This is a genomic window from Marinobacter bryozoorum, assembly GCF_023156245.1.
In the GTDB taxonomy this organism is placed as follows: domain Bacteria; phylum Pseudomonadota; class Gammaproteobacteria; order Pseudomonadales; family Oleiphilaceae; genus Marinobacter; species Marinobacter bryozoorum.
Map to the genome: position 1 here is coordinate 22,009 of NZ_JAKZAH010000012.1, position 10,358 is coordinate 32,366.

Sequence of the window (10,358 nt, forward strand, 5' to 3'; positions counted from 1 at the left end):
CTACACAATCCCAGCCCAATAGCAGACCTCAGTGCACACTGGCCCCCTTCTTCGGCTTGTTCCCGAACACAACCTGGTAAACATCGCCGTACTGCTTCGCAAAGTGCACCGTAAGCCCACTCTTCAGATACTCTGGCAGCTCATCATAATCCCCCCGGTTGGCCTCCGGCAGAATCAGCGTAGTGATCTTCTGCCGCCGCGCCGCAATCACCTTCTCGCGGATACCGCCCACCGGCAACACCTGCCCGGTCAGCGTCAGTTCCCCGGTCATGGCAATATTCTGGACGGGTGCCTCCTTCCGGGCGATAGAGAGCAGGGCCGTGGCCATGGTCACGCCCGCACTGGGGCCGTCCTTGGGTGTCGCCCCTTCGGGTACATGCAGGTGCACAAAGGACTTGTCGAAAAACGCCGGGTCCCCCTTCAGGCGCTTCAGGTTTGACGACACATAGCTATAGGCAATGCTGGCCGACTCCTTCATCACATCCCCCAGCTGGCCGGTCAGCTTGAAACCGCGCTGATTGCTGTGGATGCGGGACGCCTCAATACTCAGTGTGGCGCCGCCCATGGCCGTCCAGGCCAGCCCGGTCACCACGCCAACACCTTTCAGTGCCTTCTCCTTGCGGAAGGCGGGCTGCCCCAGATAAGCCTCCAGGTCAGAAACGCCAACCCGCACCGGCTTGTCCGGGTCCTCCAGCAACTTCACGATGCCCTTGCGGATAATCTTGTGCAGCTGCTTCTCCAGGTTTCGCACCCCGGACTCACGGGCATAGCCCTCAATCACCTGGCGCAGGGCAGCATCGGTAATATTGAGCTGCTTCTTCAACAGCCCGGCCCGCTTCAACAGACGTGGCAACAGGTGATGCTTGGCAATGGCCAGCTTTTCCTCGGTGATGTATCCGGACAGGCGGATGGTATCCATCCGGTCCAGTAGCGGCCGGGGGATGGTATCCAGCTGGTTGGCCGTGCAGATAAACAGCACCTTGGACAGGTCCAGCCGCACGTCCAGGTAGTGGTCCAGGAACTCCCGGTTCTGCTCCGGGTCCAGCGTCTCCAGAAGGGCAGAGGCAGGGTCGCCCTGGAACGAAGAACCGATCTTGTCGATCTCGTCCAGCATGATCACCGGGTTGGACACCCTGGCATCCTTCAGCGCCTGCACGAACTTGCCGGGCATGGCGCCAATGTAGGTACGGCGGTGGCCCTTGATCTCTGCCTCGTCCCGCATGCCGCCGAGGCTGAAGCGGTAGAATTCCCGGCCCAGGGCATCCGCGATGGACCGGCCGATAGAGGTCTTGCCCACACCGGGCGGGCCCACCAGCAACAGGATGGAGCCGGAGATCTCGCCCTTGAAGGTGCCCTCCGCCAGGAACTCCACAATGCGATCCTTCACATCGTTCAGGCCGTCGTGCTCCTTGTCCAGCACCTCCCGGGCATGGGCCAGGTCGAAGTGATCCTCCGACGTGATGCCCCAGGGCACCTGGGTAATCCAGTCCAGGTAGTTGCGGGTAACGCTGTATTCCGGTGAGCCCTGCTCCAGCACCTGCAGCTTCTGTACCTCCTCCTCGAACCTTGCCTGCACGTCCTCGTTGGGGTTGAGTTTGTCCATGCGCGCCTGGAAGCGCTCGATATCGGCGGTCTTGTCGTCCTTGGCCATGCCCAGCTCCCGCTGGATGACCTTGAGTTGCTCCCGCAGGAAGAACTCCCGCTGGTGCTTCTGCACTTTGTCGTTCACTTCCTCGTTGATCTCTGCCTGCAGGCGGGCCACCTCCTGCTCCTTGCGCATCAATACCAGCACTTTTTCCATGCGACGGAGCAGGGGAACTGTATCCAGCACGTCCTGCAGCTCGCGACCGGGCGCGCTGGTCATGGAGGCACCGAAGTCGGCCAGCGGCGAGCTATCGTCCGGCCCGAAGCGGGACAGGTACTGTTTTACATCCTCGCCATACAACGGATTGGAGCGCAGCAGTTCCTTGATGGCGCTGATAATGGCCAGGGTGTAGGCCTTGAGCTCGTCGGCTGGCTCTTCCGGTTCGTCCGGGTACTCCACCTCCACCAGGTAGGGCGGCTTGCGGCGCAGCCACTGGGTGATGCGAAAGCGGGTCAGGCCCTGGGCGATAAACTGGACTTTGCCGTTGTCTTCCTGGGCGTGGTGAACCCGCACCGCACAACCCATGGTTTCCAGCTCTTCGCTGCCGGGGATGTTGCGTTCCGGGTCCGGGTCTTCCACGTAGCAGATGCCAAGCATCCGGTGATCGGTATCGCCCACCCGCTTGAGCGTCTCCTGCCAGGGGTCCTGGTTGACCATGACCGGCTGCACCTGGGCAGGGAAGAAGGGCCGGTTGGAAACCGGAATCACGTACATTCGACGGGGTCGGGCCTCCCCGGGAAGGACCAGGCTCTTGCCGTTGTTCTCGTCGGTACCGATGTACTCGGTGATGTCTTCCTGTTCCGGTGCCTCGTTACGATTCTCGTCGGCCATGGTGTCCTCATAGTCTCTGTGGCAGAGGGCCGGTGGGTAGTTACCAGCCGGCGTCCGGGTATGTTAACCCGTCGGGTACTCCCAGCTATGTAGCGGCGGCGATCAGGAATTCAAGGTGTCTTGAATTTGCCGCCCCAGGCACCATGTAGGACGTAGACTTTCAAACCTTACAACCGGATCAGGACAGGTACCCGACCCATGAGCAATTCGCCGTTTATCTTCGAAGCCACCATCGACAACTTCCAGGAAAAGGTCATGGACGCGTCCGCCAACACCCCGATCCTGGTGGATGTGTGGGCAGAATGGTGCGCCCCCTGCAAACAGCTGATGCCGATCCTGGAAAAGCTGGTAGAGGAATATAACGGCGGCTTCCTGCTGGCGAAGGTTAATGCTGACGAGCAGGAACAGCTCACTGCCAGCCTGGGTGTGCGCAGCCTGCCCACCGTGATCCTGGTGAAGAACGGCCAGGCGGTAGATGGCTTCAACAGTGCCCTGCCGGAAGGCGAAGTGCGAAAACTGCTTGAGCCCCACGTGGAAAAGGCAGAGGACCAGGAAACCCCCTACGAGCAGGCCCACCGCCTGTGGGAAGAGGGTGACCTGGATGGCGCACTGGCCATCTTCGGCCAGCTCAACCAGCAGAACCCCGACGACCTCACAGTGCTGATCGACCTGGCCCAGATCAAGGCCGAGCAGGGCGACCTGGACACGGCGGAGCAGGTGCTGGAAAGCCTGCCCCCGGAAGAGAAACTGCAGCCCAAGGCGAAGCAGCTGGCGGCGCGCCTGAAGATCCTCCGGCAGGCTGGCGAACTGCCCCCCATCAAGGACCTGGAAATGGCCCTGGAGCAGGACCCGAACGACCCGGACGCCCTGCACCAGCTCTCCATGCAATACGCCCTGAATGACCGCAACCCCGAAGCCATGGACCTGCTGATTCGCCTGATGCAGACCAATCCCGGCTACAAGGATGGGGTTGCAAAGACCTCACTGGTGGAGCTGTTCGAAAAGCTGGGTAATAACAACCCGGACGTGCGCACCTATCGGCGCAAGCTGTACACCTTGATGCACTAAGGAATACGGCGCTGACCCGGTCAGCGCCGTATCACTGCTTTTCCAACGCAAGGAGGGTGGCCAGGAGCCTGCGGGGGCTCCTGCTGCTCAGCCCCCGGGGTTACCCGACCAGGTTCCTCAGGTACCGCCCGGTATGGGACCGCTTGTTCCCCGCCACCTCTTCGGGCGTGCCTTCGGCAATAATCTCACCCCCGCCGGAGCCACCTTCCGGCCCCAGGTCGATGATCCAGTCGGCGGTCTTGATTACATCCAGGTTGTGCTCGATGACCACAATGGTATTGCCGTGGTCCCGCAGGCGCTGCAGCACTGTCAGCAGTTGCTGGATATCGTAGAAGTGCAGGCCGGTGGTGGGTTCATCCAGGATGTACAGGGTCTTGCCGGTATCCCGCTTTGACAGTTCCCGGGCCAGCTTCACCCGCTGGGCCTCGCCGCCGGAAAGGGTGATAGCACTCTGACCCAGGCGGATGTAGGACAGGCCCACGTCCATCAGGGTCTGCAGCTTGCGGGCGAGGAAAGGCACCGGGTCGAAGAACTCCCGGGCTTCTTCCACGGTCATCTGCAAGACCTCGTTAATATTCTTGCCCTTATAGCGCACTTCCAGGGTTTCCCGGTTATAGCGCTTGCCCTTGCACACATCACAGGGCACGTAGATATCCGGCAGGAAGTGCATCTCCACCTTGATCATGCCGTCGCCCTGGCAGGCCTCGCAGCGGCCGCCCTTGACGTTGAAGCTGAAGCGGCCGGGCTTGTAGCCGCGGCTGCGGGCTTCCTGGGTGCCGGCGAACAGCTCCCGGATCGGGGTAAAGATGCCGGTGTAGGTGGCCGGGTTGGACCTTGGTGTGCGGCCGATGGGGCTCTGGTCTATATCGATGACCTTATCCAGGTTATCAAGACCTTTCATGGACTTGTACGGGCCGTGAGTCAGGCTGGTGGCCTTGTTCAGTTTCGTGGCCGCCACCGGGTACAGGGTGCCGTTGATCAGTGTTGACTTGCCGGAGCCGGACACCCCGGTGATGCAGGTCATCACCCCGAGGGGCAGTTCCAGGTCCACGGATTTGAGGTTGTTACCGGTGGCGCCCGTCAGGGTCAGGGCCTTGCCGCTGCCCTCGTTGCGGACGGCAGGTACGGCAATTTCCTTCGCGCCGCTCAGATATTGCCCGGTAAGGGAGTTCTCGTTGCCGATGATATCCGCCGGGGTACCCTGGGCGACCACATGGCCGCCATGTACGCCGGCCCCGGGGCCGATATCCAGCACATGGTCTGCTGCCCGGATGGCGTCCTCATCGTGCTCCACCACGATGACGGTATTGCCCAGGTCCCTCAGGTGGGTAAGAGTGGCCAGCAGGCGATCGTTGTCCCGCTGATGCAGGCCGATGGAGGGCTCGTCCAGGATGTACATCACGCCCACCAGGCCGGCGCCGATCTGGCTGGCCAGGCGGATACGCTGGGCTTCGCCACCAGACAGGGTATCGGCGCTGCGCTCCAGGGTCAGGTACTCCAGCCCCACATTCACCAGGAACTGCAGGCGCTGGCGGACCTCCTTGAGGATTTTCTCGGCAATCTCGCCCTTGCGGCCCGGCAGTTCCAGGCCGTGGAAATAGTTAAAGGCGTCCCCCACCGGCATGTAGGTGATGTCCGGCAGGTTGTGCTCGTCGATGAACACATGGCGGGCACTGCGGCGCAGGCGTGAGCCACCGCAGTCCTTGCAGGGCTGGGTGCTCAAGTGCCGGGCCAGCTCTTCCCGCATGCTCTGGGACTCGGTTTCCCGGTAGCGGCGTTCCAGGTTCGGCAGCACACCCTCAAAGGGGTGCTCCTTCTGCATGATGTGGCCCCGGGAGTTCACATAGCGGAACGGAATATCCTCCGTGCCGGAGCCATGGAGGACGACGTTCCGGAAATCTTCCGGCAAATCCTCAAACGGCGTATCCAGGTCAAAGCCATAGTGCTCGGCCACGCTGGAAAGCATCTGGAAGTAGTACACAGCACGCCGGTCCCAGCCCCGGATCGCACCTTCGGCCAGGGTCGCGGCAGGGTTATGGACCACCTTCTCCGGGTCAAAGAACTGGCGCACGCCGAGACCGTCACAGGTCGGGCAGGCGCCGGCCGGGTTGTTGAAAGAGAAAATGCGCGGTTCCAGCTCGCTCAGGGAATATCCGCACTGGGTGCAGGCATAGCGAGCGGAGAAAGTGATGTCCTCGGCCTTGCCGTCCATGTCCGCGACCAGGGCAATCCCGTCAGCCAGCTCAAGGGCGGTCTCGAAGCTCTCGGCCAGCCGCTGCTCCAGTCCTTCCTTCACCTTGAAGCGATCCACCACCACGTCGATGGCATGCTTCTTTTTCTTGTCCAGGGGCGGCACATCATCGATATCGTAGACGTAGCCATCCACCCGCAGGCGGATAAAACCCTGGCTGCGCATGGTGTCGATTACCTGCAGGTGCTCCCCCTTGCGGTCGCGGATCACCGGCGCCACGATCATCAGCTTGCTGCCGTCGGCCATGGCCAGCACCTGGTCCACCATCTGGCTGACGGTCTGTGCCTCCAGTGGCTGGCCGTGGTCCGGGCAGCGGGGTTCACCAGCGCGGGCAAACAGCAGGCGCAGGTAATCGTAGATCTCGGTGATGGTGCCCACGGTGGAACGCGGGTTGTGGGAGGTGGACTTCTGCTCGATGGAGATGGCCGGTGACAGACCCTCGATATGGTCCACGTCGGGCTTTTCCATCATCGACAGGAACTGGCGGGCATAGGTGGAGAGCGACTCCACATAGCGCCGCTGGCCTTCCGCGTAGAGGGTGTCAAACGCCAGGGAGGACTTGCCGGACCCGGACAGCCCGGTAATGACAATCAGCTTGTCCCGGGGCAGTTCCACATCGATGTTCTTCAGGTTGTGCGTACGTGCGCCTTTGACCTGGATGGTCTCCATAGTACTCCTCTGGCGATATCGGTTTTGACCGTAGAGTCGGGGCGGGCCGGCAGCCCGGATTTGTCCCGGGAAATACGCCAGTATAACGGCTTCGGGTTTGTCGCCAACCTCGGAGCAGATTATCTGGGGCCAAAGCCGGTGATTACCACGTCAGGGTTTCCCGAGGGACGTCATCGGTATCCAGCAGGATGTCCGGCGGTAGCTCCTCCAGGGTGGTGGGGGTTTCAGACGGATCGTCGGAAAGGTCCACAATGATTTCCACGCGCCGGTTCAGGGCCCGGTTTTCCGGTGTCGAGTTGGGTTGTCGGGGCCGGGTTGAGGCAAGGCCCATGACCCGGAAGCGGTCTTCATCCAGCGGGCCGGCCTCAATAAGTGCATTGGCTACCGCGGCGGCCCTGTCGGCAGACAGGTTCCAGTTTGATTCATACCGGCCACTGCTGATAGGCACATCGTCGGTATGCCCCTCCACCGTCAGGTCGCCGGGGATATCGGTAAGCACCTGGCCCATCCGGTAGAGCAGGTCAACCATGGCAAAGGTCAGTTCGGCGGAGCCGGAGGGGAAGGAGCCTCGCTCTTCAATTCGCATGATGATTTGTTTGCGGCCAGGGTAGGCGCGAATTTCCAGCTGGCCAGAATCGGTTTCCTGCTTTAGCGCCTGTTCCAGGCGCTGTGTGTATTCCGAAGTGACTTTGGCGGCATCGTCGGCCGCTGCCTCTGTGTTCGGCTCCCTTTCCACGTAGGGGGCCGTATCCGTGGTTGTTTGTCGTATCTCATCAAGGTCTGTGGGGTCGGGCCGGCCTGGTGAAAAATGCTGAAAAACCGGGCTTGTTCCTTGTGGTATCTCCAGGGCGGGAACTTCTCGCTGGACGCCAAAGGCTTTCGCCATCTCCTTGGCGATTTGCTTGAACCTGATGGCATCGATCTCTGCAAATGACAGCAACAACACAAAGAAGCACATCAGCAACGACATCAGGTCCGCAAAGGTCACCACCCAGGCTGGTGTGCCGGTGGACTCTTCTTCCGGCAGCTCGTCCATGACGTCAGGCCCCGCTCTCTGCAGCTGCTTCACGCTGCGCAGGCGGCAGGTAGCTGGACAGCAACTGTTCGATAACCCGGGGGTTCTGGCCTTGCTGGATGGCGACCAGTGCATCAGCGATCAGAGACTGCATCCGGGCTTCTTCGGTAAGCCGGAGTTCCAGCTTGTCGGCAATCGGGTTAGCTACCATGGTGGCAATCATGGCCCCGTATAGCGTGGTCAGCAGGGCCACGGCCATTGCCGGCCCGATGGTTTTGGGATCTTCCATATTGGAGAGCATCTGTACCAGCCCTACTATGGTGCCGATCATACCCATCGCGGGTGCAACGTCGCCAAATGCCCTGAACACCTTGGTGCCCCAGCGATTGCGGTCGATCGTCAGCAGTCGTTCCTTGGTCAGCAATTCCTTGATGACATCCGATTGCTGGCCATCTACCAGGTGCTGTATGCCCTGGGCAAGGTAGTCCGAGCTTGCTTCGCGGCCTTCCAGGTTCAGTACACCCTGCTTGCGGGCGACGTTGGCGATGTCTACCAGTTCTTCAATAAGCTCTTGCGTATCGGGCAACTTGAACGAGAAGGCGCGCCCCGCTGCCCTCAAGGCACCAAAGTACTGGCTGAAGCTGAACTTGGCCAACACCACTGCGAAGCTGCCAAGTACCACAATCAGTATTGACGGGATATTGAAGAATACCTCTGATGACGCCCCGAGAAGGATGGCGGTCCCGATAATCACCGCGCCGCCGACAAGGCCGATCAGAGTTGCCAGATCCATAGACAAACTTCCTGTAATGCACAAAGTGAACGAATTGTAAGCAAACTGTCCGTGAGTATACAGTTAACCGACGTCATTTACGGCGGTCCGGCGGGAACCGATTACTTCGCGGGCCTCCGGGGCATCTTCCTTCCGGCGGTAATTTTATCGTTCTTATCTGTTAGACTTGCGGCCTTCGAAACCTGACCGTGATCTGACCATGAATTACTCGGAACGCCGCGCCGTTGCCGCACTTGCCTCCGTCTACGCCATGCGCATGCTGGGCCTGTTCATGGTGCTGCCGGTTTTTGCCCTGCTGGGGCCGGAACTGACAGGCGCCACGCCCGCATTGATTGGCCTCGCTATCGGTATTTACGGGCTCACCCAGGCCTGCCTGCAGGTGCCGTTTGGCGCCCTGTCGGACCGGCTGGGACGCAAACGGCTTATCTATATCGGGTTGGTGATCTTTGCGGCGGGCAGTCTGCTGGCGGCCGCATCGGACCACATCTATGGCGTGATTGCCGGCCGCGCCCTGCAGGGTGCAGGGGCCATTGCCAGTGTGCTGATGGCCCTGGTCAGTGACCTGACCCGTGCCGAGCAACGCACCAAGGCCATGGCCAGTATCGGCGTCACCATTGGTCTCTCGTTTTCCCTGTCACTGATTATCGGCCCGCTGCTGGGCCAGTGGGCCGGGCTGTCCGGCATATTCGGGCTGACAGCCATACTGGCGCTGGTGGCCATGGTCATCGTCTGGAAGCTGGTGCCCAATCCTCCGGCCATGGTCACCGAGGGCGAGCATTTGCCTGCCCGCGCCATGCTGGGCCAGGTGCTGGCGGACCAGCGATTGCTGCGCCTGGATTTCGGCATCTTTGCGCTGCACCTGGCGCTGACCGCGCTGTTCATCCAGGTGCCGCTGTTGCTGTCGGAAAAGCTGGGGCTGCCCCAGGGGGATATGTGGTGGTTCTACCTGACGGTTATGGTGACCTCCTTCTTCGCCATGGTGCCCTTCATCATCATTGGTGAGAAAAAACGCCAGATGAAGGTCATCCTGAGTGCTGCCGTCGCCCTGCTGGCCGCTGCGACGGTGGCGCTGTGGCAGGCGTCTTCCTCGCTGACGGCGGCCTGGTTCGGATTGTTCTTCTTTTTTATGGCGTTCAACCTGCTGGAGGCCAGCCTGCCGTCGCTGATCAGTAAGGAGTCTCCGGCCGGGGCCAAGGGAACCGCCATGGGGGTTTACTCCACCTCCCAGTTTTTCGGGGCCTTCCTGGGCGGCGCTGCCGGCGGTGCACTGGCCGGTTGGGGTGGCCCCGACGGGGTCTTCGGGCTGATGGTGCTGGTGCTGCTGGCCTGGTTTGTGGTGGCGGTCACCATGCCGGCACCCCGATATCGGGATAGAGACATAAACGTGGTAGAGTTTGATCAAGCAGGCGCTGACGACGGAGCGTCAGACATGAACAAAGACAGAGCAGGGGTGAAACATGGCACGAGGTGTTAACAAGGTCATTCTGATCGGCAACCTGGGGCAGGATCCGGAAACCCGCTACACGCCGAATGGCAACGCGGTGGTCAACCTGAACCTGGCGACCGATGAAAGCTACAAGGACCGCCAGACCGGTCAGATGGTGCCAAAGACCGAATGGCACCGCATTGTCATGTTCGGCAAGATCGCTGAAGTGGCAGGCCAGTACCTGCGCAAGGGTTCCAAGGTTTATATTGAAGGCAAGCTGCAGACCCGCAAATGGCAGGGTCAGGACGGCCAGGATCGCTACACTACGGAAGTGGTTGTGGACATCAATGGCCAGATGCAGATGCTGGACAGCCGCGGCGCTGGCGGTGGCATGGACCAGGGGGCTCCGCAGGGCAGGCCCCAGGCGCAGCAGCCCCAGCAAAACCCGCAAAACCAGCAGCCTCCCCAGGGCAATTATGGCCCCCAGGGTGGACAACAAGGTGGCGGGTACAATCAGCCGGCTGGCGGCCAGGGCAAAATGCCGGAGCCGGTGGATGATTTCGATGACGACATTCCGTTCTGAGTGCGCCGTTTTGCTAAGTAAATCAAGCACTTACGGCATTCGTGCTACAAGTATAGGCTGTTGGTAGGCCTATTGCA

At 61.0% G+C, this 10,358-nt stretch carries 7 protein-coding genes; 3 read left to right on the forward strand and 4 right to left on the reverse strand.

All coding sequences use genetic code 11. The features are described from left to right. Positions 1 to 28: 28 nt before the first annotated feature. Positions 29 to 2,476, reverse strand: coding sequence for an endopeptidase La (gene lon / locus MLC59_RS08815; protein ID WP_248233471.1), 2,448 nt, complete (start codon positions 2,474 to 2,476; stop codon positions 29 to 31). A gap of 198 nt (positions 2,477 to 2,674) precedes the next feature. Between lon and MLC59_RS08820 the strand changes: the two genes are divergently transcribed. Further along, on the forward strand, positions 2,675 to 3,544 hold the full coding sequence (locus MLC59_RS08820) for a thioredoxin family protein (RefSeq protein WP_248233473.1): 870 nt from the start codon (positions 2,675 to 2,677) through the stop codon (positions 3,542 to 3,544). A gap of 100 nt (positions 3,545 to 3,644) precedes the next feature. Here the strand turns inward: MLC59_RS08820 and uvrA are convergent, their stop codons facing one another. From uvrA to pomA, 3 genes are all read right to left on the reverse strand, one after another. Next, positions 3,645 to 6,464, reverse strand: coding sequence for an excinuclease ABC subunit UvrA (uvrA, locus tag MLC59_RS08825; protein ID WP_248233475.1), 2,820 nt, complete (start codon positions 6,462 to 6,464; stop codon positions 3,645 to 3,647). A 142-nt stretch (positions 6,465 to 6,606) separates the two neighbouring features. After that, positions 6,607 to 7,500, reverse strand: a complete 894-nt coding sequence (locus tag MLC59_RS08830) for a MotB family protein (RefSeq protein ID WP_248233477.1) — start codon at positions 7,498 to 7,500, stop codon at positions 6,607 to 6,609. A gap of 4 nt (positions 7,501 to 7,504) precedes the next feature. After that, positions 7,505 to 8,272, reverse strand: a complete 768-nt coding sequence (gene pomA / locus MLC59_RS08835) for a flagellar motor protein PomA (RefSeq protein WP_248233478.1) — start codon at positions 8,270 to 8,272, stop codon at positions 7,505 to 7,507. Between the two features lie 199 nt (positions 8,273 to 8,471). Between pomA and MLC59_RS08840 the strand changes: the two genes are divergently transcribed. Then, complete coding sequence (locus tag MLC59_RS08840) at positions 8,472 to 9,746, forward strand: MFS transporter (RefSeq protein WP_248233481.1); 1,275 nt, start codon at positions 8,472 to 8,474, stop codon at positions 9,744 to 9,746. After that, positions 9,730 to 10,281: a single-stranded DNA-binding protein gene (gene ssb, locus MLC59_RS08845; RefSeq protein ID WP_248233483.1), complete on the forward strand. Its 552-nt coding sequence runs from the start codon at positions 9,730 to 9,732 to the stop codon at positions 10,279 to 10,281. Before MLC59_RS08840 ends, ssb begins: the two co-directional genes overlap by 17 nt. The last annotated feature ends 77 nt before the right edge of the window (positions 10,282 to 10,358 follow it).